This window comes from uncultured Capnocytophaga sp. (genome assembly GCF_937936315.1).
GTDB lineage: Bacteria > Bacteroidota > Bacteroidia > Flavobacteriales > Flavobacteriaceae > Capnocytophaga.
The window spans coordinates 88,760-115,351 of the sequence record NZ_CALGWU010000039.1; the positions used below are offsets into that span (position 1 = coordinate 88,760).

A 26,592-nucleotide genomic window follows, 5' to 3' on the forward strand; every position below is an offset into this window, starting at 1 on the left:
GTAAGTCTAAAAACGTACACCTACACCCACTTGAATTTGTTGGGTAGTAGCTTTCTCTTTAAGGGCATTATTAATATCAGAAAAGCCCCATACATAACGACCATAAGCAAAGAGTGGGCCTAAATTCACTTCGGCACCAGCAACTAATGAAAAGTCGGTATCTTTAAAAAGTTTTTTACCATTTTCCCAAGTGCTGTCGTTTTTATTAGCAAGGAAACTAAATTGTGGGCCTGCGTGCAATGAAATCAACCCATTAGGATTGTATTTAAAGAGTAAAGGCACACTTACATAGTTCAGTGTTTTTTTCTTCTCAAACTTCTCATCCCACACTGATTGATAACTATCACGGAACTTTGTATTGGTTTGGCTAAATAATACCTCACCTTGTAGCCCCCATTTGTCATTGAAGTCATATTCTACAAAACCGCCCAATTGGTATCCCAAATTGAAGCCTTGGCTGTAGGCAACGCCATCTAATTTTCCTAAGTTAGCACCTGCTTTAGCTCCTAAGTGAAACTCCTGAGCATAGGCAGTAGTGGTGAGTAGCATTATAGCAATAAAAGCTGTTAATTTAGTGATTGTTTTTTTCATACGCTTAATTATTGTTTAATGTTTTGTAGTAATTATCCCAAATAGCGTGCCAAAAAAATAAAAAAGCAAAATAGCAAATTTGGAAATTAGCAAATTATACACTACTTTTGTGGCGTGAGAATATTAAACTTACCATACCAATGATTATACACCATTTAGGCGAAGAGCCCTCCGTATTAAACCGATTTATCGCCGAATTGCGCGATGTAAATATTCAAAAAGACCGTATGCGTTTTCGTAAAAATTTGGAACGTATAGGCGAGGTGTTGTGTTATGAAATGAGTAAATTTCTACACTATAAAACCGAAGTGATAACTACTCCTTTGGGTGAAAAAAAGGTACAATTACCCAAAGATGAGGTAGTGATTTGCTCTATTTTGCGTGCAGGATTAGCACTACATCAAGGTTTGATGAATTATTTTGACAATGCCGATAACGCCTTTATATCAGCTTATCGTAAACACACTTCCGAAACCGATTTTGATATAATGGTAGAGTACCTTGCCTCTCCTTCTTTAGAAGGCAAAATTCTTTTCTTAGCCGACCCAATGCTGGCTACAGGTCGTTCGTTTGCCAATGTTTTCAACGCTCTGAAGCCTTTGGGAACACCCAAAGAAATACACTTATTTGCTGTAATTGGGGCGCAACAAGGAATAGAATATTTAGAAGATAAATTCCCTGAAACCACTCACTTGTGGATTGCTACTATCGACCCACTTCTCAATGATCACGGCTATATAGTGCCAGGGTTAGGGGATGCCGGAGATTTAGCTTTTGGTAATAAAATGGAGTAAGAGCACTGTAGCAGGTAGTGATAATAATATCCATAGTACAGTTTCTTTTAGCCACCATACTCGTATTTTTTCTATATACAAAGCAAAAAGTATGGCTATGGGGGCAAAAATATAAATCACTTCTTTTGATAAAAATACTACAAGTAAGCCCACCCATAAGAATTGCACCACTACTATTGAACTGATGCTATGATAAGTACTTCTGAAGTAATACACTCCTACTGATACTAAAAACAACAAAACTAAACTGACTAAAGCAACTGTTGTAGCAATAGGGTAGGAAGGGAGTTGTAACAAGTGGGCTATATCGTTACTAACTAAAGTGTAATAACTATCAAAAGGGAAGGGCATTTGCAAAACTAATAATATAGCTCCTCCTAACAAAGTAATTACTAAAAGAGCCAAGAGAGGAATGAACCAATAACGACGCTTTTCAGCTCCGTAGAATAACAATGAAATCCATACATTTAGTAAGAAAACTAAAGCCCAAGGATGTAATAAACTTGCACAAATAATGAGTAGGGAAGTATCTAATAACTTTTGAGGGATTTCCTCCCCCGTTTTGAGGGTGAGTACTCTCCATAGAGCTATGATGATGAGTAAGTTAGCACCTACTAATTTCATATTGTCGAAAAGAGTAGGAAAGAGCACTACCAAAATGCTAAAAAAAGCGATAGAATAAATGTTTTTAGTTTGTGTGAGTTCATTCCATCTATCTATTTGGTGTAGCAGTATTAAGGAAAATAGGAATAATCCAAAGCTAATAGATGAAGAGATGAAATACGCTCCTTCTCCTAAAGGGCGTTGTAATATCTGAAACTGATATAGTCCATCACCTATCAAAAGTGCTAATAACACTATGATAAAGGTGATGGGCTTTGTATTTTCAAAGTATTTTGAAAGCATTAGTTACTGATACTTAAAGAGCTGCCTGAAACTGAAACGTGATAGTTGAGTAAAGGATAAGGTTTGGCAATATCACCAATAGTGATAGGAGTGCCATTTCCTAAAAGATAAACGGTTTTATCACAAGAGCATCGCACATAAACGTAATTATGTAGTTTGGTATTCTCGTAATTTTCCTCATCAGCTTGAGTTTTTACACCATATAACCTGCTAGGGCAGCCATCTAAACTGTGGTTAGGACAAGCAGCCTCCCAAGCATAATAGGAACTTCCATTATAAATTACAAAAAAACCTCTAATACCTCCATAAGGTACGAAAACTGTATTCATAGGAGTTTTGAGACTATTATAAAGAGGTTGGTTTAAATCAATGGTATAAGTAAAGCGCAGTTCTCCTAAGTAAGGATTGCGTTTTTGCTGTTCTTTTTCACAACCCCACAATCCTATAAAAAGTATTATAATAATTATAAATCTTCTCATCACTTCTTACTTGTTATCTAAAACCTATATCCCACTCCTACAGAAAGTGTTCTATTCTTGAAATTATAATCAGGACTAATACCTATGTGAGTAAGGCTAGTCTCATCTGCTTCAAAAACACTAGTGAGTCCTTGTACCCAGCGAGCTTCAAAAAACCAACCTGCATCGGTCATATAAGCAATACCTACAGTCATTGCTCCATCAATGATGTCTAGAGCATCATCTTTCACGCGTGTTACAGGGTCGGTGCCAGCATCAAAGTAGAAGTTAGGTTTATCAATGCGATATTCTAACTGAGGACCTATGTGCAAGTTAATACCCTTTCCCACATTGAAACGTGCAAGTACGGGTAACGAAAGATAATCTAAATTCAGTTTAGCTTTGCCATAAGTATTAGAAGTAATATTTGCTCCACGTCGGTTATAAATACCTTCTACTTGTAGAGAAAACAAATTAGAGAGCGGAAATTCTAACGTAATTCCTGCATAGTAGCCGTGATAAGGCTTAAAATTAGCACCATCACTCACGTTGCCTTTTAGGGTAGCATAGTTATAACCAGCTTTGAGCCCTATGTATTGCGCTTCTACAGCATAAGAAGCTAATAAACATACTGCTAATAATACTATTTTTTTCATTGTTTTTATATTTTTTTAGTAGTTATAATCTTTACAGGGCAAGCTTTTTGAGCTTTTTCACAATCTTCAAAAATGCTATCATCATAGCTTTTGAGAGTAAAAAAACCTTTTTTCTCAGTAGAACGCAACAGCACACTTTTGCCGTCCTTTTTAGACATTTGGAACTGCTCAGGGGCCATTTCTACACAATAGTTGCATCCTATGCACTTTTCACGTTGTAAGGTTACAATCACCATAGCCTTATACCCCCTTTTTCTTATCTTCTTCTTTATTAGGTTTTACTAAAATAGCATATATTTCAATAGCAAATCCTAAAAGCACCAAAGCAGGGGCTAAGTGTATACGTCTGAAATTGAAAATTGAAGCGTCAAATACTGCAGGATTATCACTTCCACCGCCGCTCATTAGTATAAAACCAATTGCAATTACAGCCAACCCTATCCCCATTATGAGATAGTTTTTCTTTCCGAATATAAAAGTTGAATGATGTTTCATATCTGTTACTAGTTACCTAATAGTAAAGGTCATTTGTGTTCAAATTTAAAAATCGTTGTGTAGCAAAATAGGTACTCAACCAACTGATAAAGATACCCATAGCGAGAATTCCTATAAAAACGATACATAAGACTGTATTGTCTAACAATACTGAAAATTCAGGATATGATTTTACAATAGCCAAGAGTGATCCATAGAAAAGTAGTATAGCGAGGAAAGCACTCAAGATACCCAAACGCACATTGGTGCGAATAAAAGGGCGACGTATAAAACTACGTGTGGCACCTACTAATTGCATTGTTTTGATAATAAAACGTTTAGAGTAAATAGATAGGCGAATAGAAGCATTGATGAGCAGTACTGATACAAAGGAGAACAGTGCGCTAAACACTAAGGTAATAAGTCCTATTCTGTTTACATTCTCGTGAATAAGTGCTACAAGTGATTGGTCGTACACTACTTCCGATACAAAAGAATTTTGTTCTAATTCACGTTTAATTTCAGCCATTCTATCGGGTTCAGCATAATCGGCTTTTAAACTCAAGTCTATGACATTTTGTAACGGGTTGGTGCCTATAAAACTTACAAAATCTTCTCCTATATCTTTACTAAAGGTTTCGGCAGCTTTATCTTTGGAGATAAATCGCAACGACTTTACAAACGAAGCTACTGAGAGTGTTTTTTGCAATTGAGCGATATCGGCACTTTTAGCTTCGTCTTTAATGAGGATAGTAACGGTTACTTGTTCTTTGAAGTGATTGGCTAACTTTTTAGTACTGAACACTAAAAAACCAAAGAATCCCAACAGAAAGAGTACTAAGGTAATGCTCACTATTACCGAAAAATAGGAAGTGAGTAATCGTCGTTTGTTAAAAGAATCAATAGACCGAGCCATTCTTGTTTTTTTCTATTTATAAACTAAAAATCAGGCAAAAGTATAATATTTTTTTGAAATAGCAAAAAATTAGTTGCGAGTGGTTCGTTTTAGAAGTTAGAGAGTTGATATAATTTTATTTTTTAAAACTTAAAAAATGCTAAAATTTTTGTATAAGTGAATAAAAATTGTATTTTTGCGGGGTATATTTATAAATATATCGCTATGAAACAGAAAATACAACTTCTCTTAACCTTGTTGTTCCTAACTTCAGGAGCCCTCCAAGCTCAAATGAAAACCATTACTGGGGAAGTTTTCGACGAGAACAATGAGCCTATGCCATCAGTTGAAGTAATTATTAAAAACACAAATTCATCAAAAAATCCTAAAAGTGTTTCAACAGATATCGATGGTAAGTTTGAACTCAAAGCTAGAGTAGGTGATATACTTGAGTTTAGTTTTTTAGGCTATGAAACCCAAAGAAGAAAAGTAGAGGGTAAAAATAAAACTATCAATTTTAGGGTGGTTTTAAAAGAGGAAAAAATAGGCATTTGTATCCTCCCTTTTATTACTATTCCTCCAAAAACTATGGCTTTGGGGATTCAAAAAGTCCCATATCGTTTAACCTATCTACAACAAGCTGTATCAAGCATAGACCTCACTCAAGTCAAGCAAGCAAATTTTGTAAATAGCCTTGATGGCAGGGTTGCGGGTTTGCATATCCAGCGCAGTGCGACGGGTATCGGTGGGGCTACTAAAGCTACTATGCGCGGGGCTCGCTCGCTTTTTGGCGATAACAATGTGCTTTATGTGGTGGATGGAATGCCTATAGCCAACCAAGCTGAAAGAGGGTTTGGGGGCAATGGCAGAGATACCAGCGAAGGTATATCCGACCTTAATCCTGAGGACATTGCAGAGGTAGTAGTACTACAAGGGGCACAAGCCACTGCCCTCTATGGAGCATCGGCTGCTAATGGGGTACTGCTCATTCGCACTAAGAAGGCTAATGACAATCAACTCAATATTAACTTGTCTTCCTCAGTAGAATTTGTAAATAAACTAACAAAACCTGAGTTCCAAGAAACCTATGGTAATGAGTTAGGACAATACACTTCTCTCTCTACTCGCGCCTTACCTAAGGGTACTAATTTCAATATCAACGATTTTTATAGAACAGGTCACCTATACCAAAATTCACTAAATGTTTCAGGTGGATTTAATTTTGAAGGTGGCAATAATAAAACGTATGCTTCAGTAGCATCTTTGCAGTCAGGAGGGATAGTGCCTAATAGCGTATACAACCGTTACAACGCTTATTTGCAAAATAGCACTTCTCTGTTAAAGAAGAAGTTGAACATAGATCTTTCAGGTAACTATATCCGTCAGTATGAGCGCAATCAGGTTGCTTCGGGCATCGCTTTCAACCCTATAGTAGGTTTATATCTATATCCAAGAGGTGAACAATTTGCTCAAGAACGTTATTTTGAGCGTTATGATGCTGTAGCAGGTTATGATAAACAGTATTGGATAGCGGGATCAGGGACTCCTGATACTCCTGCTAATTTAGGAGAAAATATCCAAAATCCTTATTGGATTGCCTATCGCAATTTGCGTCCTGCTACTAAAAATCGCTATATGTTTTCAGCTAAAGCAAACTACAAAATTATGGATAATTTAGAAGTGGCAGCTCGTTTTCGTATGGATAATACTTCTTCTACTATGGACGACAAGCGTTATGCTACCACACTTCCTGCTTATGCGGCTGCCAACGGTTACTATGCTCATTGGAAAGAAACCTTTAAACAACAATATGCCGATGTTATCGTTCATTATAATAAAACGGTTTTAGGTTTGTATTTAGACGCTCATATCGGAGCCTCTTATGAAGGCTATGACACTCAAGTAGATGGTTATAGAGGAAATCTGACAAATGTAAACAATTTCACTCAAAGCAATATTGCAGCTCCTACGGCGATTTTTCACCCGTTATGGGGAAAAAGAAGCAATACAGCTTTCTTTGCAATGGCTGAAATAGATTGGAAAAATAAATTATACCTCACTCTCTCAGGTCGCGCTGATAAACCATCCAATTTTCCTTACACAAGCGAAAGTACAGTCTTCAGTCCGTCAATAGGATTAGCAATACCCTTATATGTAAATATAAATAAAGATATATTGAAAGATGCCAAATTGCGCGGAGGTTACAGCCAAGTAGCCGCCCCTATGAGCTATGCGGGGTTAGGCGTTGCCGAAACTTCTCGCGCTTGGATAGGTGATTCGTATACTTTACCTAACTACCCTGCTGATTTACAATTAGAACGTACCACCTCTTACGAAGTAGGTTTAGATACCCGATGGTTTAACAATCTTTCATTGAATGCTACATTCTATCACACCCGTACTAACAATCAGTTAGTTCCCATTTTGTGGCAACAAGCGGGAGAGGTACAAAATCAAGGAGTAGAAGTAGCACTTGGATACACTTATAACAGAGCATTGAAAGGTGAAACTCAAATCATTGCTTCTACTAATAAAAATAAGATACTGAGCCTACCTCGTGAGATTACCAATGGTATGTACACCTTGCGTGAAGGAGGTGAAATAGGCGATATATACGATGCTAATGGCAATAAATTAGGCTCTACAAACCCTGATTGGCTCTTAGGCTGGAAAGGAAAATTGAGCTATAAGAATTTTGATTTAAATTTCTTGTTCAAAGCGCGTTTAGGTGGGATAGTTCTTTCAGAAACAGAACGTTATTTTGATCGTTATGGGGTTTCTAAAGCCTCTGCTGATAATCGAGCTAACTATGTTCCTTTTGTAGCCAATAGAACTGCTGCCGATTATCAATATTCGGCTACTAATATTCGCTTGCAAGAAGCTGCTCTTACCTATCACTTTAGAGAAGGTTTTATTGTGAAAGGATTGAAAGATCTTAGTGTGTCATTAGTAGGTAACAACTTGCTAATGCTCTACAACAAAGCACCATTCGACCCCGAAATAGTGCCTTCTGTAGGTACTTATGGCAGTGGTTATGATAAATTTATGTTGCCTTCCGTAAGAAGTTACGGATTAAATGTGAAAATGCAATTCTAAAATTCTATAATGATGAAAAAAATATTTTTAATACTCAGCTTGCTCTCAATAGTAGCTTGTAAAGATGAAACTACCGAAAAAATTGCTCACCCCAATATTGACCAAAAGGTGTATTTTGTAGGCAATAAAGCACAAGAGGTATTTGTACAGCAATACCAAGAAAACCAATTGCAAAATGTAAAAGCCCGACTTATTTATCCGGCTGAGAAAAACCTTTTTGCAGATCTCCTTACAGGGGATGCGCAATATCTCGCTGATTATAATGAACGCTATGGCGTAAATTATAAATTATTACCTGCTGATAAGTACAATGTTGATGAAATTATAGTCTTTGGTAAAGGTGAAAGAGAAACTCCTATAAGAATTACTATAAAAAATCTCATTTTCGATGATGATGAAGTGTATGCCCTTCCCTTGCAAATTGTGAATAGAAAAAGCATACAAGCAATTGAAGGACAAGAACATTTGCTGTTGGTGATCCGTCCTAACAGATATAGTAAAGTGTTGAAAATGGGCACAACCTCGGTAACTTCTACCGAAATTCTTTCTTCAAGTAATGTTTTTCAGCAGTGGAGTTTTGAAACTACAGTGTATGTAGAAAGTCTTACAGGTGAAATACCAATTGTGGGACTCAATAAAAATACAGTAAATCCATTAGAAATAGCGTTTAAAAACGGACAATTACAAGCACAACTGAATGCTGTTACTGCTCTCGAAATTCCTACAACAGCTTTTGCTCCTCAAGTAAACAAATGGTATGCTCTATCGTTTACTTATGATGGTAACACTTTGCGTGCTTTTGTAAATGGCAAACCTGTTGCTACTCAATTGTTACAAGGAGGAGCTCTTCAGCTTAGAAATCTATATATAGCAGGTAGTAATCAGCGTTTGAGAGAGCTGCGCTTTTGGCGAAGAGCTCTTACCCAGCAAGAACTTAAAGCTAACCTATGGCATACTTTACCTACTAACAAAGACTTACAACTCTATTTGCCTCTCAATGGCAAAAAAATAGATTTTAATACCAAAGTGGTAACCGACGACGAAACACAACTTTGGGATTGGTCATCTTATGGAATGCCTACAATCAGTTTGCCTTCAGGAGCTTCTTTTGATAGTGCTACGGGCAATGGTTATAGATTTCCACCAGAAAATTAATAAATAAGCAAATTAGCCATTGGCTAATTTGCTAATTCAAATTTTACCCCTCTGAGTTCTTCAATCTGTTGTAACAAACGATGAATGATTTCCAATCCTGCCATATTTACTTCAAGGTCATAATGCCAATTTGTAAAGCGTTCAAAAGCAGAAAGTTGGTTGTAATGAAGGTAAGTAGTATTGTTGATAACCTCCGTTTGTATGAGTCCGCTGGAGGCTAAGTCGTCAAAAAAAGTAATTTCTATATTGTACAAACGAACGATGTCTTCTCTTGATATTCTCTCTTCCATAACTATGAATTTTTAAGTTGTTCAAACAATTCTTTTTGTTTCTCAGTAAGATTTTTAGGCAATTGTACTTGGTAAGTAACAAAGAGGTCGCCAAAGCTATCTTTTTGTTTGTATACGGGGAATCCCTTACCTTTGAGTCGCACTGTAGTACCGTTTTGGGTTTCAGGGGCAACCTTCATTTTTACCTTGCCACTTAGAGTCTCTATTTGCACCTCTCCACCTAACATAGCGGTATAAAGGTCGATGTTTACAGTTGTTTTTAGGTCGTTGCCATTGCGTTCAAACTGAGCGTCAGGTTCTATGTGGAAGGTAATGTACAAATCACCATTAGGACCTCCGTTATAGCCTTCTTGTCCGTGACCTTTGAGTTTGATTTGCAAACCTTCATATACTCCTGCTGGTACAGTTATACGTATGTTCTTGCCGTTCACCGTGAAGGTGCGTTGTTGGGTAGTAGCTACTTCTCGTAATGGGAGAGACATATCGGCATAAAGGTCTTGCCCTTTAAATTTACCTGAAGCACTGCTATAGCCTCTACCAAAACCACCTGTACGTCCTCCAAACATATCTCTAAAGAAATCGGAGTAATCCTCATTTGAATAGTTGCCTTCACCAAAACCTTCAAATCCTCCAAAACCGCCAAAACCACCACCTCGAGCATATTGCTGTTGTTGGGTTTTTTCATACTCCTCACCATGTTGCCAATGTTCACCGTACTTGTCATATTTAACACGGTTTTCAGGATTGCTGAGTACTTCGTTAGCCTCGTTAATTTCTTTAAATTTTTGCTCTGCTGTCTTGTCGTTGGGGTTCATATCAGGGTGATATTTTCGTGCCAATTTGCGGTAGGCTTTCTTTATATCATCTTGAGTAGCAGTTTTTTCTACTCCCAGTGTTTTATAGTAATCAATCATATTTACTAAAATTAAAGTACGCAAAAGTAATACTTTTTTTTTTATTTGTGATACGTAGTTTCCAATTATTTTGTAATTTTGCCCCCTGAAGAAAACTAAGTACCATTTTGTGAACACATCATATTTTAAACAATCGTTTTTTATTGTTTTGCTGGCTACCCTCATCTTTATAGGTTTTAAGGAGTTTTTGCCAGCACGCATATTTCCTGAAGCCAAAGCTATGGATAATGTAGTGGTAGATAGCTTGATGTTAGAAGCTATATCAGGTAAGGAAATTGATAAAGTGCTCAGTCAGGCAAATGATTCAATGGCTACTACTAAGAGATTGAAAAAATCCGATGAATATCTCTTTGCTTTTTTTAAGAAGTTACACGAACTCGAAACTACAAAAAAAGGAAAGATAAGAATAGGCTACTACGGCGATTCTATGACCGATGGTGACTTAATTGTACAGGATTTAAGAGCTCTCTTTCAAGATGCTTTTGGCGGACAAGGAATTGGATTTTTGCCTATTACTTCCGAGTCGGCTAAGTCTCGAGGAAGTGTATGGCACACTTATTCTAATACTTGGAAAACACAATCGTATGTAAATGTAAAACGCCCTAAACGTCCATTTGGGGTGTGTGGGCAAGTGTTCTTTACTCAAGGAAATGGCACTTGGGTTCAGTACAAATCATCTAACCAAAAACATATCAATCAACTGTATGCCCCCGTGCTATATTATGGTTCATCAGGCAATAAGGAAGCAAAAGTAGAAATTATATATAACGATACAGTAAAAGTAGTAAAACCTTTGTCAACTAATAAGTTACTGAATACTCTGTCTCTTACTGAAGGTCATAATACTAAGTCTGTACGTATCAATTTTATCAAATCTGATAGTATTCCTATCTATGGAGTGAGTTCAGGAGAACGACAAGGTGTATACGTTGATAACTTTTCAAGTCGTGGTAATTCAGGTTTGCCAATCTCTCTTTTCAATGTAGATTTGATGAACCGATTTGATGATGCTCTTGGCGGATATGACCTCATTGTGTTGCATTTCGGTGCTAATGTCCTAAACTATGGTACTTTGGATTATTCTTGGTATGAAAGAGGAATGACCAAAGTAGTAAACCAAATACGCGCTTGTTTCCCTAATACCTCTATTCTTATCGTCTCAACTGCTGATAAATCAACTAAGGTGAATATGGAAATGCAAACTGATAAAGCTGTAGTGCCTTTGGCAAATGCCCAACACAAATACGCACGCAATACTCATTCTGGTTTTATCAATTTGTACGAATTGATGGGAGGAAAAGGTTCTATGAAACAATGGGTAGAAGCAAATCCATCTCTTGCAAGCAAGGATTACACTCACTTCAATGCACGAGGTGCTAAAAAGGTTGCTCATTTGTTGTATAATAAATTGATGGAAGAATACGAACATTACAAAGACCCTCATAATACCCAAAAAGCTGATGCTTTTGGTGAAAAAATAAAAGAAATACAAGAAGTACATCCTACTACAGTTACAGCTACTACTGCTACTGCAGCTACAACTACACGTACAGAACAGCCTACACCACCAGTGAGACAACCAGCAGCAGAACCTGTACACCCCGTACAACAAACACCAGTATCACAACGTATTCCTAAAGATACTATGAAGCCAAAAAAAACAGATTTGTACGAATTGTAATACTAAAAACACTAATAACACACTAAAGAGGTATAATTATAATGAAAAAGAAACGCTTGGTAAAGAAAATCATAATGGGGAGCTGCCTGCTTTTTGGTGTAGTACACTACTTGAAAGCTAACTACGCCTCAGCGGAAAATTTTTCTCCCCCTTTGGCAGGCAAAGATACCCTTGCAGTTTATGCCAAAAATGAAGCTCCGAAAGAGTACAATAATATGTACAACACTTCGGCGCTAAACCCGTTTTTTGAAAAGTTAGCCACCTTAGAAAAATCTAAAGATCGCAAACTGAATATCGTACACATAGGCGACTCACACATCCAAGCTGATGTAATGCCCAATGTGATGAGACAGCGTTTGCAAGAAAGTTTTGGCAATGCAGGTTTAGGCTTGGTTTTTCCTTACTCTCTAGTCCGTACTAACGGCGGGCGCAATGTAAGTTTTACTTCTAATATCTCTTGGGAAGTTCAAAAAAATACTTCTTCACCTCTCGCAGGAATCACGGGTTACGCTCTTTCTACTAATAAGAAAGATTTCGTGATAGAACTGAACCTAAAAAATAAAGATTACGCTTTTAATACCCTTAAAATTATTACCCCTAAAAACCAACGTCAATTTGAGTTGGCAACCAATGTAGGGAAGGTAACTGCTCCTTTAAAACCTTCAGCTCCTAAGATGATTTCACATAAGGTAACCCAAGGAGAAACGCTTTATGCAATTGCTAAAAAATATCACACTACAGTAGCTTTATTGCAGAAAAACAACCATTTGAGAGGTAGTAACATCCGTATAGGGCAAGTATTACATATCGCTTCTACAAAAGGAATAGCAGGTGCTGTACCCGCTTCTACTCCTGCAACTAAAGTGGATATGAGCAATGCGACTATCCTCAAAGCTAATTCACTTTATAACTACTATGCTTATGAAAATTTAAATGTTTCTGATAAAATATACTTAACCCCTAATACCGAAAGCAGTTCATATACGCTTAATGGTATAGTACTTGAAAATGACCAAAAAGGAATTATTTATCACACTATAGGTGTGAATGGAGCACATTTTTCTGATTACAACAAATCTGAATTGTTCTTTGAACAAATAAGTGCTCTCGAACCCGATTTGATAGTGATTTCCTTGGGGACTAATGAGGCTTATGGTAGACTTGCTCCTGAAAGATACGATGCCGAGGTGATGAAGTTTATCAACACTATACGCACTCAGTATGGCAACTGCCCCATTATACTCACTACTCCTCCTCCTTTTTTGTATAGAAAAAAAAGTACCACTTCATTGTGTGTAGAATACGCTGATACATTGATAGACAACGCTGTAAAGGATGACTATAGTGTGTTCGACCTCTATCGTGCCTTAGGGGGTAATGAAGCAATGAGTAGATTTATTCAACAAAACCTTATCGCAGGTGATCGCGTACATTATACCAGAGATGGTTATTTAGAACAAGGTGCGCTTTTCTTCGATGCTCTTATGAGTAATTACCTAAACTACAAAAAACAATCTAAACACTCTTTTAAATCCATTTTAAATTGAATACAGCAACATTAGCCCAATGGTTTACCGATAATTTTAGCTTCACAACTGAACAAGTAAAACAATGGTTTACCTATAACCCCAATCACCCTCTACTATTTAATAGCAGTTTGTTTTTGGGGCTATTTTTGGTGTTTTATTTAGTGTACATTTTCACTAAAAAACACGTCCATTTCCGTACGGTATATGTTACCTTATTTTCACTGTTTTTTTATTACAAAGCAGGGGGTAATTACTTTGTACTACTAATACTCTCTTCCGTATTAGACTATTTTTTTGCTGGACAGATTTACAAAACCCAAAAACCTGCTGCGCGAAAATTCTTCTTGGCGGTGAGTATGATAACCAATCTGGGGATATTGTTCTATTTTAAATATACAAACTTCCTTATCGATAGTTTTAACGCTATTTTCCAAAGCAATTTTGCGCTGATGGATATCATATTGCCAGTAGGGATCTCGTTCTATACTTTCCAAACGATGAGTTACACGATTGATGTATATCGCCGTGAAATAGAACCAGCTAAGAGTTTTTTAGACTTCGCTTTCTTTGTGTGTTTCTTCCCTCAGTTGGTAGCAGGACCTATTGTAAGAGCAAAAGATTTTATTCCACAAATATACAAAAAGCTCACTCTCACTAAAGAAGAAACCTCATTGGCTCTTTTCCTTATCATAGGAGGATTACTCAAAAAGGCTGTGATTTCCGATTATATTTCACTAAACTTCGTAGATAGGGTTTTCGAGGCTCCCAATAGTTATACTCCTTTTGAAAACTTAATGGCAGTCTACGGTTATTCGTTACAAATTTATTGTGATTTTTCAGGTTATTCCGATATGGCGATAGGGTTAGCCCTATTGATGGGCTTTACGTTGCCTATAAACTTCCGTACGCCTTACCAATCTAAAAATATTACCGAATTTTGGCGACGTTGGCATATCTCACTTTCAACGTGGTTGAAAGACTATTTGTATTTCTCGGTAGGAGGGAACAGACGAGGTACTTTCTGGGGCTACTTTTTCCCTACTTTATTTTTTGGAGCTACACTATTTTGGGCAGTAAAAATGTACAACACTACTCCTATACCGCTTTATATTGTAGCAGGGGCGATAATAGTATTTGTATTAGCTATTCTAATAGCCAAAGATAGAAAAAAATCAGTGCGTAGCCATTTCAACCAAATGACAACGATGCTCTTAGGAGGATTATGGCACGGGGCTAATTTGCGTTTTATCATTTGGGGAGCTCTTCACGGACTTGCCTTAGCTGTGCATAAAACTTTTATGGACTTTTTCCCTGCTAAAAAAGAAGATGAGAAGAAAGGTTTCTTCAGTAGTACTGCCAATGTGATATTTGTGATAATTACCTTTCACTTTGTGGCTTTCTGTTGGATATTTTTCAGAGCAAAAGACTTTGATATTGCCCTTACAGTGATGAATAATATTGCAGAACTACAATTCGATTGGCACAAATGGCAAACTATTATTCAGGGGTATAGAAATGTATTCCTACTAATGGCAATAGGCTTTGTATGGCATTTCTTCCCTCAAAATATGAACGATCAACTGAAGAATTTCTTTGGTAGTATGCCTATACTTTTCAAAGCAGTGATAGTGGCACTCACTTTCTGGGTAGTATATGCTACTGCCTCCAGTGGGGCACAACCTTTTATATACTTCCAGTTTTAAGAATAAGAAATAAAAAAGGCTTCGCTAACTCATAGCAAAGCCTTTTTTACTTTTCACTTTTCATTTCCATAGCTATCAAACTCCTTCATAGGAATTTTCTTTCCATCAAAGTTGATGTTTTTAAGTTCATCAGCTATGTCACTACCTTTGCCTACGATGATGATTCTGAAGTTTTTTAATAGAAAATAACTATTAGCAACTCGTTGTACATCTTCTTTAGTTACTGCATTAATCTTGGCGATATAGTTCTTGTAAAAATCTTCAGGTAGGTTGCGCACTTTTATATTGATGGCGTAATTAGCAATCGTCTGTGGGCGTTCAGTAGCTAATACAAACTGACCTAAATACTGTGCTTTGGCTTGTGCTAACTTCTCTTCACTCACTATAGTAGTTTGTATGCGTTTTACTTCTTTGAGTATCTCGCTAATAGCAGGTGCTGTTACGGCGTTGCCTACTTTGGTTTTGATGCTGAAACTACCTTTTGTCCATTTATCGGTTTTGAAAGTAGAAAAAGCTCCGTAAGTATAGCCGTGTTCTTCGCGCAAATTCATATTGATATAACTACTAAAATCTCCACCTAAAATACTATTGGCTACTAATAGTGGAAAGTAATCAGGGTGCGACATCTTGAGGTCGATGAGGTTTGTGACTTGTATTTCCGATTGTACTGCGCTGGGCAAATCTATAAAGTTAATTTGCGTTTCACTCACATTCTCAGGGATATATAAATTAGGAGTTTCTTCTGAATAAGGTTGCCAATCAGCGAAATGTTCGTTTACTAAAGTAATTACTTCTTCGGGGTTTACATCACCCGTAACTACTAAATAGGCATTGTTAGGCACAAAACGCTTGCGGTAATAGTTGGTTACATCGTCTAAGGTGAGGGCAGCAATCTGGGCTTCAGTAATGTATTCGCCGTAAGGGTGAGCCGTAGTGTAGCGCAAGGTTTGCCGTACGCGTTTCATAATCACCTCAGCATTGCTTTCGTTAGCACGGATACTTTGGATAATGCGTGCTTTTTCTTTTTCCATATCCTCCTCAGTGAAGTTAGGGTGCAGGGCTGCATCGGCAATGAGCGCTAATACTCGCGGGAAATATTTAGAGAGTACTTGAGCGTATGCACCATTAGGAGCGATAGAGAGTGTTGCAGCGAGATAGTCTATTTCCTCGTTAAAATCGTCTTTATTGATAGAGGTAGAGCCATTGCCCGCCATTAGTGAAATAAGGTCGGAAATTCCCTTTTTTTCTTTTTCTAATTCTGGACATTCGTCTAAAGAGAGTCGGATGCCTACTTGAGGAAGTTGGTGGTTTTCTACTATCAATAATGTGAGTCCGTTCGGAAAACTATGTGTAATAGGAGTTCCTAAATTGATGATAGGAGCAGCTCCTGAAGGAGGTTGTATAGAGCGGTCTATATGTGTCATTTTTGTTTACTTATTGAACTGAAGGTAAATAATTGAGGTCTAAACGTTGTTTTTTGTCTAAATACTTGCGAGCAGCCTCTCTAATATCCTCACGAGTAATAGTACGGTAGTGGTCTATGGCTTTGTTGATGAGGTTTGTATCTTTATAGAAAGTATAGTTATCAGCTAAAGAGAGGGCAATTCCTTCCATATTGCTGTTTTGAGCCACAAAGTTAGCCTCTATTTGGTTCTGTAACTTTTCATATTCTCGTTCACTGATGAGTTCAGTTTGTAGTCTTTCAATTTCCTCATCCATTTCTTGTGCTAAAGTTTCTAAACTCACCCCGTCCATAGGGAGCGCTCCCATTATATAAACGCCATAATCTTCTTGAGCATCCGAAAATGCCAATACCTGTAAAGCTGTTTGGTGTTCGTCAATCATTTTTTTGTACAGACGAGCACTTTTGCCATCGGTAAGGATATTAGAAAGCAGGTCAATAGTATACGAATCTTTGTCCGTCATTGCAGGAGTGCGATAGGCATATAGTTTAAGAGGAATTTGAATGTTAGGGTCATATTCAGTTACCTCAATAGTTTCAGTGATAGGAGCTTCTTCTATTTTGTTGCGTTGTATCACATTACCCGTATTAGGAATCGTTGCGAAGTATTGCTCTATCCATTCTTTGGTAGTTGGTGTATCAAAATCGCCAGCTACTACTAATACCGCATTGTTAGGATTGTAGAATTTCTTTTTGAAAGCGATGAATTCTTCTAAACTGGCAGCATCTAAATGCTCTACTTCACCAATCACTGTGCCGGAGTAGGGGTGTTTTTTAAAAAGGTAAGGATTGATAGCTGAACGATACATTATTCTACCGTAAGGAGCGTTGTCTATACGTTGGTTTTTCTCTTCTTTTACCACTGAATTTTGAGTACTTACTCCAATCTCATTGATAACCGGGTGGAGCATACGTTCAGCTTCCATCCACAAGCCTAATTGCAGGTTGTTAGAGGGAAAAACTTCGTAATAATACGTTTTGTCTTGTGTTGTAAAGGCATTGTTATGCCCGCCATTTGCCGATACAATATCAAACCATTTGCCACGTGCAATATTTTGAGTACCTTCAAAGAGGAGGTGTTCAAAAAAGTGTGCAAAGCCGGTGCGGGTAGGGTCTTCGTCTTTAGCACCTACGTGGTACATTACCCCTATAGTTACCACAGGGGCGGCATTATTAGGGTGAAGAATTATGTGTAGTCCATTAGGGAGGTCGTATTCTTCAAATATGAGAGATTGAGCCATAGTTAATTTGTGAATTTGTCGATGAGTTAATCAGAAAAAAACTTTGCTAAAGCCTTTTATAGCCTTAGCAAAGTTATTAATCAATATGAAAAAAGTCTCTGTTATAGATTTGCGTTGATAAGTTCTTTTATCTTAGCCTCAGAAGGGCGAGGAGCATTGATGTTGATAAGTTTTCCATCTTTGCTTACCAAGATAAAACGTGGAATACCTGTAAGGTCGTAGTTTTCAGCGAAATCAAGTGCCATTTGAACATTTTTATGCAATTGTACACCAGTTAATTTTTCGGTGGTTACTGCATTTTTCCAAGCCTCTTTGTTTTCATCTACTGAAATGCTTACAAAAGTGATGTCTTTATCTTTGTATTCTTCTTGTAGTGCTTTTAAAGCAGGTATTTCTTTACGGCAAGGTACACACCAAGTTGCCCAAATATCTATGTAGAGTAGTTTGCCTTTGAGACTTTCAGAACTAATAGTCTTTCCATCTATATCTTGAGCTTCAAAAGCTGGAAAAGGATTACCATCTTTTAGGCGCTCGAGGTTAGCCAAACGTTTGTTAATTTCCGCAACACCTTCAGCATCTTTTACATTGGCTTTTACTATTTCAGCTAGTTTTTTGTTGTTTTCTGGAGTGTTTGCTACCGAAATACCACTGATAAGCGATCGTGAAAGGCTTTTTTTGATGTTTTCAGATTTGAGAGTTTCAAAGTGTTTTATTACTTTATCCCAAGGATTTTCATCCTCTTTGGCACTTTGGTATTTTTCGTAAAAGTTACTTATAACTAAAGCTTTGTAATAGGCATAGACATCAAAGTCCTGAGAGAGGTCGTAGTTCACACGAGCCAATTCATCAGCTATTTCTTTAGGAAGTTTTACTTCTTCACCTGTAAGTTCTTGGTGAGCACCCTCGTAAAGGTTTTTGATGTAAAGCAATTCATAATTGATAGCTTTAGTTTCTGTAGTTACAAACTTTTTAGAGAGTTCTTTTTCGCCATTGAGGAGGTTGAGGTACTGCTGCCCTATTGCTATGATACTCTTTTTGAAGTCTTCAGGTTTTTGGGCAAAAGTTTTTTCTAATCCGTTTTGTATTTGGAAGTAAAGGGCGTTTTTCTTTTGTAAATAGTTGTTGATATCTACATTAGCTCCAGTGAAAGTGGCTGCAATAGGATTACTATTGAGGTTGATATTCACAGTTGTTTCTTTTCCTTTTTCCAAATAAACAGGAATTTGAACACCATACATAGGGTTTCCAATTGTGTAATAAAAGTAGTTAGTAGCTACTTTCAAAGTATCGCGGAAAGTCCCGTCTTGATTGATATGTAAATCGGTCTTGAAATCACCTCCTGTAACATTAAGAGGCAGACCGTTATAGCTATCAATTTTACCAGATAGCACGATGTAATCAGCTCGTTCACCACAAGCTACAAAGCCTAAAGAGGCTAACGACAAAATAAATAGTTTTTTCATTACAATTTGATGAAATATATAAATTAGGTTGCGAAGGTACAAAGTTTTTTTTGAATGGCAAAAAAAAAAATAAATTAAAGGTTTGAAAATTTGTTCATTAACTAATTAGTTTGTACTTTTGCAATTGAGAATTAACCTAAATTTAAAAATTAGGTTTTCTAATTAAAAAAACATACTATAAAAATTATTTAAAAAGAAATGAGAAAAACTTTTTTAAGCGTTAGCGCTTTCGTGCTTTTATCAGTTTCGGCTGTTGCACAAGTAAAGGATATCAGTTTTGCAGTAGCACCTACTGCTGACTATGTGTGGTTACCAAAGAAAACAGCTGTAACTAATGGCTTTATGGCAGGAGGTTATGTAGGTTTTGGTTTTGGTAGAAATTTAGAACTATTAGGTTCTTATAAACATTCAATAGGGTTGAAATCAACTCTTGATGGTTATGATGCTCCTGCTGCTATTAGCAATGTATTTGAAGCTAAAGATGTATCTATATATCGCTGGGGTGGAGAGCTAAAGGGCAATATTCCAATGACCTATTCTTTTCAACCTTATGTTACTTTAGGTTCAGGCATGCAAACTATCAAAGCTAATGATTTAAGTCAAAATCAAGTGTATTTTGGTTTAGGAATAGGTTCTAAATTTAATCTTGCCCGCCGTCTTACTTTAAATATTGAAGCTAAAGCTACTCACTTTTCATTAGACTCTAGAAATATACTTTATAAACCAACAGAAGCTAACACATCAGCTTACAATAGTTGGATAAACAATAATGTAGAAGATAAAAGTCATTTAGCATGGAGTGTAGGTGCAGGTTTAGAACTTTACTTAGGAGGTCGCAATCCTAATGAATTAACCGAGTTAGACCAAGTATACACAAGTCTAAAAGGTTTTAAAGTAGTGATAGAACCTACTTTGGGTTACTTAAACTTCAGCGATGACAGCAATTTGCGCGATGCCTACTTTGGAGGTTTGGCATTGGGAGTAGATTTCACTGAGTACATAGGTGTTAGAGGTTACTATCACCGTGCTATGAAAGATGAGAAATTCTCTGCTGAGTTTGATAAACTATCCATATATGGGGGAGATTTCTTAGCCCGATTGAATGTAGCCAAAGGAGTAGTTCCTTATTTGCAAATAGGTGTGGGTTATATGAAAGTAGGCGATGACTATGTAGGCAAGGTAGTTAGCAATACCAATACCTCAGGCCTTTTTGCCAAAGGAGGTGTAGGATTAGCAATACCTTTAGGAAAACGTGTTGAGCTTTTTGGAGTAGCTAATTTGATGTACACTACTCGTAATGAAGATGTATCTTCTGCCTTGAGTTCAGTACATAAATTGCAAAGCAATGTATTTTACAATGCAGGAGTAAGAATTAAGTTGGCTAAATCAGTAGAAAAAGAATTGTACGAGCAAGAATTAGGTGCTGCCGAAGCTGAAAAAGTTTGGGTTGCTACCCCTACAACTACAACAAATGTTGCCTCTACTACTTCTCCTGTTTCTCCTGAAAAACGAAACTTAGCTTACTACAACAGCCAGATAACTGCTGCTGAAAAACAACTACAAATGGCTTACCAAAATGGTGATACTGCAAATGCTAACCGTTTGTTAAAAGAAAAACAACAGTGGGAAAATCTTAGAAATACCTATGTAGCTGAGCGTTTGCCTTATCCAGCTTCAGAGCAAGTGCGTTTAGTGCGTATGACTCCTGAAGAACTACAACAGCTAATAAACGATGTAGTAAAACGCATTAGAGAAGGAGAAGTAAAAAGTCCTGAACAACGTATTGACCGATTGGAAAAACTTCTTTTGGAAATGCAAGATTCAAAAGGTGAAATTCAAGAAGAGAAAATAGAAATACCTGCATCAAAATAACTATGAAGTATATCTATTACATTATAGGGGGGCTATTATTGTGTGTACATAGTATGTATGCACAAGTAGCCCCCAATAAAACAAAAACAGAGATAGTAATGACGGTAGATGAACTGCAATACTTATTAGAACAAATAGGAAGAGCAGAACTCACTAATCTCAGAGATAAGGAGTTGGACAGTATGCTATCGGCTGTAAAATACAAACAAAAAGAGATGCCTTACACTTCGGCAGTAGCTGAAGAGAGTAAATTTGCTACCAAAAGCCCAACTGTAGCAGTAGGAACAGCAAGTAATACTGCAGTAGCACGCACGGCAACTAATACAGCTGCAATGCGTACAGCTACCAACACTGCTATCGCACGTAACACTGCAATACCTCGCACAGCAAGTACTACAACCTCTCGTGTAATGCCTCGCACTACAGTGGCTCCTATGGCAGTATCTCAAACGGGAAGTAGTACTACTGCTATCGCACAACAGGTGGCGCAATTGTCGAAAAGTGTAGATCAGTTACGCAAGCAACAACAATTGCTCTTAGCTGCTTTGGCTGCGAATACAGGAGTAGGAATAGCTACAAAAAATGCACGTGCAACAACAGTTACACCTACAACAGCATCTCAAACTCCTATAGTAGTCCAAAATGTAACAGCTACAGGAGTACCTATGCAAATTTCGGCTGAAAGGCGAAGTGAATTGGAACAGTTGTTAGCTGCGTATGGACATAAAAAAGCTGTACTTTATTTTGCTAATAACAAGTCAGAGCCCTTAACTTACGACCCTACTACTATAGATGAAATGGTAACGATGCTAAAAACACATCCCGAGTTATCAATACTCTTAGAAGGCTACGCAAGTGAGGTAGGAAGTGTTGCATATAACAATGTCTTGTCGATGCAACGTGCTGTAAATGTAGCTCAAATATTAAAAGCTAAAGGAATAAGTAGCGAACGTATATTAACTGCTTTTAAAGGAATAGACCCACAAGTTACTCCAGCTGAAGCAAGACGTGTAGAGCTAAGAGTTGTTATCCATAGCTATTAGCCATTTGATTGACAATTAGTAATTGATAATTGCTAATTGTCAATTTTTTCTTATCTTTGCCCCCTAAAATAAATAATAATGTTTCATAAAGAAGGTTTTAAGATTATTCTCGTAACGCTATTCATAGTGATAGGAGTATCACTAATAGCGCATTATTTTGTTGATATACTATGGCTTAAGAAAGGTATACAACTCTTGGCTATTGTATTTCTTATAGCTATTCTACAGTTTTTTAGAAATCCTAAACGCGTAACACCTCGAAACGACCAGCATATCATAGCCCCCGTAGACGGCAAGGTGGTGGTGATAGAAGAAGTGTTTGAAAAAGAGTATTTCAAAGATAAACGCTTGCAGGTTTCCATCTTTATGTCGCCTATCAATGTACACGTAACACGTTATGCATTAGGGGGTAAAGTTACTTATAGTGAGTATCACCCAGGTAAGTACTTGGTAGCATGGCATCCAAAAGCTTCAGAAGAAAACGAACGTACTACCGTAGTGGTAGATAATCCTGTATTTGGAGAAGTGTTATACCGACAAATAGCAGGAGCCTTGGCAAAACGCATAGTAAATTATGCCAAAGTAGGTGACACTGCTGTACAAGGAGAAGACGCTGGATTTATCAAATTTGGGTCGCGTGTAGATGTGTATTTACCTTTGGGAACTAAAGTGAAAGTAAAATTGGGCGATAAGGTAAAAGGAGGCGTGCAAGTGATTGCTGAAAAATAAAGCTATTCTACTATGAAAAAATATATCTTTTCAATAGCACTCATCGCAAGTTCTTATGTTTCTGCTCAAATTGATACCCTTGCTACAAACGCTACTAAGGACACTCTTAGTATAGTGGCAGTAGGCGATGTGATGATAGGTTCAGGGTTTCCTGAAGGATATCTTCCTAAAGATGATGCTGTTGAGAGCTTTAAATACGTAAAACCTTATCTAAAAGGTGATATTGTATTTGGAAACTTAGAAGGAGCAATTCTTGATAGTGGAACTTCTGATAAATGCAAAAACTCAGCTGAAGGTACTTGTTATGCTTTCCGGATGCCCGACCGCTATGGTAAAATTATCAAAGAGGCAGGTTTTAACTTGATGAGTACTGCCAATAATCACGCTAATGATTTTGGTGAAAAAGGGCGACGCAATACAGCTAAAATACTTGATGAAGTAGGTATATATCACGCAGGACCAGTAGAGAATAAATCGGTTATATTTGAGAAAGAAGGTGTGAAATATGGTTTTTGTGCTTTCTCGCCTAATAGCAATATGTTATCGGTGAACAATATCGACCAAGCTACTGATTTAGTAAAAGAATTACGCCCTCAAGTAGATATTGTGATCGTATCGTTTCACGGAGGGGCTGAGGGCTCTAAAAATACTCGTGTACCACGCGCTAATGAAATTTTCTTTGGTGAAAACAGAGGAAATGTCTATAAATTCGCACATTCGGTAATAGATGCAGGAGCTGATATTGTATTAGGGCACGGGCCTCACGTAACACGTGCTGTGGAAGTATATAACGGTAAGTTTATTGCCTATAGTATGGGTAACTTCAATACCTATGGACGATTTAATTTGCAAGGAGCTAATGGCATAGCGCCTTTATTAAACATCAAAATCAACTGCAAGGGCGATTTCCTCTATGCCGATGTGCTCTCTGTAAAACAAACCAAAGCCAATGGATTGTTACTTGATGATGATTGTAAGGTTTTTGAAGAGATGAAACGACTTACAAAACTTGATTTTCCTGAAACTCCTTTACACTTTGAAAACGACAAAATACAACTGAAAACTTTAACTAACTAACGACTAATAACTAAAAACTAATAAATATATAAATGGGAAGAGCATTTGAATTTAGAAAAGCCCGCAAATTTAAACGTTGGGCTGCAATGGCAAAGACATTTACCCGCATAGGGAAAGACATTGTAATGGCTGTGAAAGAAGGGGGACCTCACCCCGAGAGTAACTCGCGCTTACGTGCCGTGATACAAAATGCCAAAGCCGCCAATATGCCCAAAGAAAATATTGAGCGCGCCATCAAAAAAGCAAGTGAAAAAGATACTGCTAACTATAAAGAAGTACTCTTTGAAGGGTATGCCCCTCACGGTATTGCCGTGCTCATCGAGACAGCCACCGATAACAATAACCGCACTGTGGCGAATATCCGTAGTTACTTCAATAAGTGTAATGGGACTTTAGGTACCTCAGGATCAGTAGAATTTATGTTCGACCACACTTGTAACTTCCGTATCAATGCTACGGGCATAGATCCTGAAGAATTGGAACTCGAAATGATAGACTTTGGAGCTGAAGAAGTGTTCGTAGATGAAGATGGTATACTCATTTATGCCCCTTTTGAGAGTTTTGGTGCTATCCAAAAAGAATTAGAAGGTCGTGGTATAGAAATCTTATCCTCTGGATTTGAACGTATTCCACAAACAACTAAAGAACTCACCCCTGAAGAACAAGCTGATGTTGAAAAACTTTTGGAAAAAATCGAAGAAGATGAGGATGTCCAGAATGTTTACCACACTATGAAAGAAAGTGAGGAGTAACAATGAGTTTAACCTCTAAATTTGGCATTCCCACCCTTTTATGTACTTAGGGGTGGGAATGCTTGCTTATAAATCCCCTTTTTACAAAGTAAAAAACTTTTTTAAAACCCAACATAATGAAATCCATTATCATCGACCCTTATTACACTCTTATTATTGCTACCCTTGTATTATTGGTAGGGCGCTTATTAGTAACCAAAGTAAAAATCCTACGTGATTTCAACATACCAGAACCCGTAGCAGGTGGACTATTAGCTGCTGTTATCATCTATCTGTTGTATATCAAATACGAGATTTCATTAGACTTCAGTACAAACCTACAAGATGCTTTTATGCTCTTTTTCTTCTCTTCTATTGGGCTTAGTGCCGATTTCTCCCGACTAAAAGCTGGTGGTAAAGGGCTTATCATTTTCTTAGGAGTAGTAGCTCTGTTTATTATCGTACAAAACTCGGTAGGAGTAGGTTTGGCAAGCGCATTGGGACAAAATCCTATTATGGGCTTGATTACAGGCTCTATCACACTTACGGGCGGACACGGAACGGCAGGTGCTTGGGGTAAGATATTAGAAACTAAATATAATATTGAAGGAGCAACGACTCTCGGTATGGCTTCAGCTACTTTCGGGTTAGTACTCGGTGGTCTCATAGGTGGTCCTGTAGCACGCAAATTGGTGAACAATTTAGGAAAAAAACCTGTAGAAAAACAAAATGACAACGCTGTTGATGCTGTAGTAGAAGTCTTTGAAAATGCAGGTAAACAGCGTTTGATTACATCAAAATCGGCAATAGAGACAATGGCGCTTTTTGCCGCTTGTCTGTCGTTTTCGGCTATAATGGTATCTCCTACGGTAACGGCTTGGTTGCCAGAAAAACTTACTATTCCACAATTTGTTTGGGCTTTATTTTTTGGGGTTCTCTTGCGTAATATACTCACCAATGCCTTCAAAGTAAATATGTTCGACCGTGCTATAGATGTATTTGGCAATGCTTCACTCAGTCTGTTTTTAGGCATCGCTCTAATTAACTTAAAACTCTGGCAACTTTTTGATATAGCACTACCAATGTTTATCATCTTAGCAGTACAAACTTTTGTAATGTGCACGTATGCCTATTTTGTTACTTTCCGTCTAATGGGAGCTAATTACGATGCAGCGGTACTCTGTGCAGGACATTGTGGTTTTGGTTTAGGAGCTACCCCTACAGCAGTAGCTAATATGCAGTCGGTTACTGAGCGTTTTGGAGCTTCGCACAAAGCTTTTTTGATTGTGCCAATGGTAGGAGCGTTCTTTATAGATTTTATCAACGCCTTTATCTTGACTACTTTTATAGGTTTCTTACAATAGTTGTTAGAATGAAAAAATTGATAGATTATACAGAAACATCTATCCCAAGAGGAACTATATTCAAATGTAAAGGAATATATCCTTATGAAGAAGTTGTATATTTTCTATTATGTGAATTAGGTGATAGTTACGGTTTAATGGTAATCTCGGGGTATAAAGCAGGATTAACTTACGTGCTTTTCCCTAAAGAATCTATACCAGAAGGTTACAAATTCGGACTAAGAGCAGATTGGCTAAAGGAAAATTGGCAAAAATGGGGCTATATAGATTGCCAACTAAAAGATGTTTATATCTGCGAGAATACCGAAATTTTTTCTCTATTATAGTAAATCAGAATTGGTTTACAAATTTTGCGTCACTACACTTTGCCAAAGTTGATTACTCTGAAAATCAATTACTTTTAGAGTATGTTACGTGGAAAAACTATACTTGCAAACGCCCTTAGAAGTGAGAGTTCATTTATTCGCA

The 26,592-nt window shown here is 37.3% G+C and carries 25 protein-coding genes; 13 read left to right on the plus strand and 12 right to left on the minus strand.

Annotation, left to right across the window (positions count from 1 at the left end; translation table 11 throughout):
• Positions 1 to 6: 6 nt before the first annotated feature.
• Complete coding sequence (locus Q0162_RS06745; protein ID WP_297890606.1) at positions 7 to 591, minus strand: porin family protein; 585 nt, start codon at positions 589 to 591, stop codon at positions 7 to 9.
• A gap of 140 nt (positions 592 to 731) precedes the next feature.
• On the opposite strand from Q0162_RS06745, the gene upp reads away from it, so the two are divergent.
• A complete protein-coding gene (upp, locus tag Q0162_RS06750; protein WP_297890607.1) occupies positions 732 to 1,385 on the plus strand; it encodes a uracil phosphoribosyltransferase in 654 nt (217 codons plus the stop codon).
• Here the strand turns inward: upp and Q0162_RS06755 are convergent.
• The 6 genes from Q0162_RS06755 to Q0162_RS06780 are packed head-to-tail and all read right to left on the minus strand — an operon-like array spanning position 1,359 to position 4,795.
• Entirely contained in the window at positions 1,359 to 2,291 is a 933-nt protein-coding gene (locus Q0162_RS06755; RefSeq protein WP_297890608.1) for a hypothetical protein, read from the minus strand. The two genes, upp and Q0162_RS06755, sit on opposite strands and share 27 nt — an antisense overlap.
• Positions 2,291 to 2,770 (minus strand): hypothetical protein, encoded by a 480-nt coding sequence (locus Q0162_RS06760; protein WP_297890609.1) that lies wholly within the window; start codon positions 2,768 to 2,770, stop codon positions 2,291 to 2,293. Before Q0162_RS06760 ends, Q0162_RS06755 begins: the two co-directional genes overlap by 1 nt.
• Before the next feature lie 17 nt (positions 2,771 to 2,787).
• Positions 2,788 to 3,405 (minus strand): porin family protein, encoded by a 618-nt coding sequence (locus tag Q0162_RS06765; RefSeq protein WP_297890610.1) that lies wholly within the window; start codon positions 3,403 to 3,405, stop codon positions 2,788 to 2,790.
• A gap of 5 nt (positions 3,406 to 3,410) precedes the next feature.
• Positions 3,411 to 3,641 carry a ferredoxin gene (locus tag Q0162_RS06770; RefSeq protein WP_002680813.1) on the minus strand — a complete coding sequence of 77 codons (231 nt, stop codon included), beginning with the start codon at positions 3,639 to 3,641 and terminating at the stop codon, positions 3,411 to 3,413.
• 4 nt (positions 3,642 to 3,645) lie between these two features.
• Entirely contained in the window at positions 3,646 to 3,900 is a 255-nt protein-coding gene (locus tag Q0162_RS06775; RefSeq protein WP_297890611.1) for a DUF3098 domain-containing protein, read from the minus strand.
• A gap of 16 nt (positions 3,901 to 3,916) precedes the next feature.
• Positions 3,917 to 4,795 (minus strand): ABC transporter permease, encoded by an 879-nt coding sequence (locus Q0162_RS06780; protein WP_297890613.1) that lies wholly within the window; start codon positions 4,793 to 4,795, stop codon positions 3,917 to 3,919.
• A 204-nt stretch (positions 4,796 to 4,999) separates the two neighbouring features.
• On the opposite strand from Q0162_RS06780, the gene Q0162_RS06785 reads away from it, so the two are divergent.
• A complete protein-coding gene (locus Q0162_RS06785; RefSeq protein WP_297890614.1) occupies positions 5,000 to 7,870 on the plus strand; it encodes a SusC/RagA family TonB-linked outer membrane protein in 2,871 nt (956 codons plus the stop codon).
• Positions 7,871 to 7,882: 12 nt separating this feature from the next.
• Positions 7,883 to 9,025: a DUF1735 and LamG domain-containing protein gene (locus Q0162_RS06790; protein ID WP_095899445.1), complete on the plus strand. Its 1,143-nt coding sequence runs from the start codon at positions 7,883 to 7,885 to the stop codon at positions 9,023 to 9,025.
• Positions 9,026 to 9,048: 23 nt separating this feature from the next.
• On the opposite strand, the gene Q0162_RS06795 is transcribed toward Q0162_RS06790, so the two are convergent.
• Together Q0162_RS06795 and Q0162_RS06800 are read right to left on the minus strand one after the other, a co-directional pair.
• Positions 9,049 to 9,315: a chaperone modulator CbpM gene (locus Q0162_RS06795; protein ID WP_297890615.1), complete on the minus strand. Its 267-nt coding sequence runs from the start codon at positions 9,313 to 9,315 to the stop codon at positions 9,049 to 9,051.
• 2 nt (positions 9,316 to 9,317) lie between these two features.
• Positions 9,318 to 10,229 carry a J domain-containing protein gene (locus Q0162_RS06800; protein ID WP_297890616.1) on the minus strand — a complete coding sequence of 304 codons (912 nt, stop codon included), beginning with the start codon at positions 10,227 to 10,229 and terminating at the stop codon, positions 9,318 to 9,320.
• A gap of 109 nt (positions 10,230 to 10,338) precedes the next feature.
• On the opposite strand from Q0162_RS06800, the gene Q0162_RS06805 reads away from it, so the two are divergent.
• From Q0162_RS06805 to Q0162_RS06815, 3 genes are read left to right on the plus strand one after another with little or no spacing between them, the layout of a single operon-like run.
• Positions 10,339 to 11,910, plus strand: coding sequence for a GDSL-type esterase/lipase family protein (locus tag Q0162_RS06805; RefSeq protein WP_297890617.1), 1,572 nt, complete (start codon positions 10,339 to 10,341; stop codon positions 11,908 to 11,910).
• 41 nt (positions 11,911 to 11,951) lie between these two features.
• On the plus strand, positions 11,952 to 13,457 hold the full coding sequence (locus Q0162_RS06810) for a LysM peptidoglycan-binding domain-containing protein (protein WP_297890618.1): 1,506 nt from the start codon (positions 11,952 to 11,954) through the stop codon (positions 13,455 to 13,457).
• Positions 13,454 to 15,142: an MBOAT family protein gene (locus Q0162_RS06815; RefSeq protein ID WP_297890619.1), complete on the plus strand. Its 1,689-nt coding sequence runs from the start codon at positions 13,454 to 13,456 to the stop codon at positions 15,140 to 15,142. Before Q0162_RS06810 ends, Q0162_RS06815 begins: the two co-directional genes overlap by 4 nt.
• Before the next feature lie 53 nt (positions 15,143 to 15,195).
• Here the strand turns inward: Q0162_RS06815 and Q0162_RS06820 are convergent, their stop codons facing one another.
• From Q0162_RS06820 to Q0162_RS06830, 3 genes are all read right to left on the minus strand, one after another.
• Positions 15,196 to 16,566, minus strand: coding sequence for a pitrilysin family protein (locus tag Q0162_RS06820; protein ID WP_297890620.1), 1,371 nt, complete (start codon positions 16,564 to 16,566; stop codon positions 15,196 to 15,198).
• Between the two features lie 10 nt (positions 16,567 to 16,576).
• Positions 16,577 to 17,845, minus strand: coding sequence for a pitrilysin family protein (locus tag Q0162_RS06825; protein ID WP_297890621.1), 1,269 nt, complete (start codon positions 17,843 to 17,845; stop codon positions 16,577 to 16,579).
• Positions 17,846 to 17,946: 101 nt separating this feature from the next.
• Positions 17,947 to 19,308 (minus strand): TlpA disulfide reductase family protein, encoded by a 1,362-nt coding sequence (locus tag Q0162_RS06830; RefSeq protein WP_297890622.1) that lies wholly within the window; start codon positions 19,306 to 19,308, stop codon positions 17,947 to 17,949.
• Positions 19,309 to 19,506: 198 nt separating this feature from the next.
• On the opposite strand from Q0162_RS06830, the gene Q0162_RS06835 reads away from it, so the two are divergent.
• From Q0162_RS06835 to imm45, 7 genes are all read left to right on the plus strand, one after another.
• Positions 19,507 to 21,180 carry an outer membrane beta-barrel protein gene (locus Q0162_RS06835; protein WP_297890623.1) on the plus strand — a complete coding sequence of 558 codons (1,674 nt, stop codon included), beginning with the start codon at positions 19,507 to 19,509 and terminating at the stop codon, positions 21,178 to 21,180.
• Positions 21,181 to 21,182: 2 nt separating this feature from the next.
• Entirely contained in the window at positions 21,183 to 22,223 is a 1,041-nt protein-coding gene (locus Q0162_RS06840; protein WP_297890624.1) for an OmpA family protein, read from the plus strand.
• Positions 22,224 to 22,301: 78 nt separating this feature from the next.
• Positions 22,302 to 22,952: a phosphatidylserine decarboxylase family protein gene (locus tag Q0162_RS06845; protein WP_095900816.1), complete on the plus strand. Its 651-nt coding sequence runs from the start codon at positions 22,302 to 22,304 to the stop codon at positions 22,950 to 22,952.
• A 12-nt stretch (positions 22,953 to 22,964) separates the two neighbouring features.
• Positions 22,965 to 24,029 (plus strand): CapA family protein, encoded by a 1,065-nt coding sequence (locus tag Q0162_RS06850; protein ID WP_297890625.1) that lies wholly within the window; start codon positions 22,965 to 22,967, stop codon positions 24,027 to 24,029.
• 32 nt (positions 24,030 to 24,061) lie between these two features.
• Positions 24,062 to 24,781, plus strand: a complete 720-nt coding sequence (locus tag Q0162_RS06855; protein WP_297890626.1) for a YebC/PmpR family DNA-binding transcriptional regulator — start codon at positions 24,062 to 24,064, stop codon at positions 24,779 to 24,781.
• A gap of 116 nt (positions 24,782 to 24,897) precedes the next feature.
• Entirely contained in the window at positions 24,898 to 26,124 is a 1,227-nt protein-coding gene (gltS, locus tag Q0162_RS06860) for a sodium/glutamate symporter (RefSeq protein ID WP_297890627.1), read from the plus strand.
• Between the two features lie 8 nt (positions 26,125 to 26,132).
• Positions 26,133 to 26,450: an Imm45 family immunity protein gene (imm45, locus tag Q0162_RS06865; RefSeq protein ID WP_297890629.1), complete on the plus strand. Its 318-nt coding sequence runs from the start codon at positions 26,133 to 26,135 to the stop codon at positions 26,448 to 26,450.
• The last annotated feature ends 142 nt before the right edge of the window (positions 26,451 to 26,592 follow it).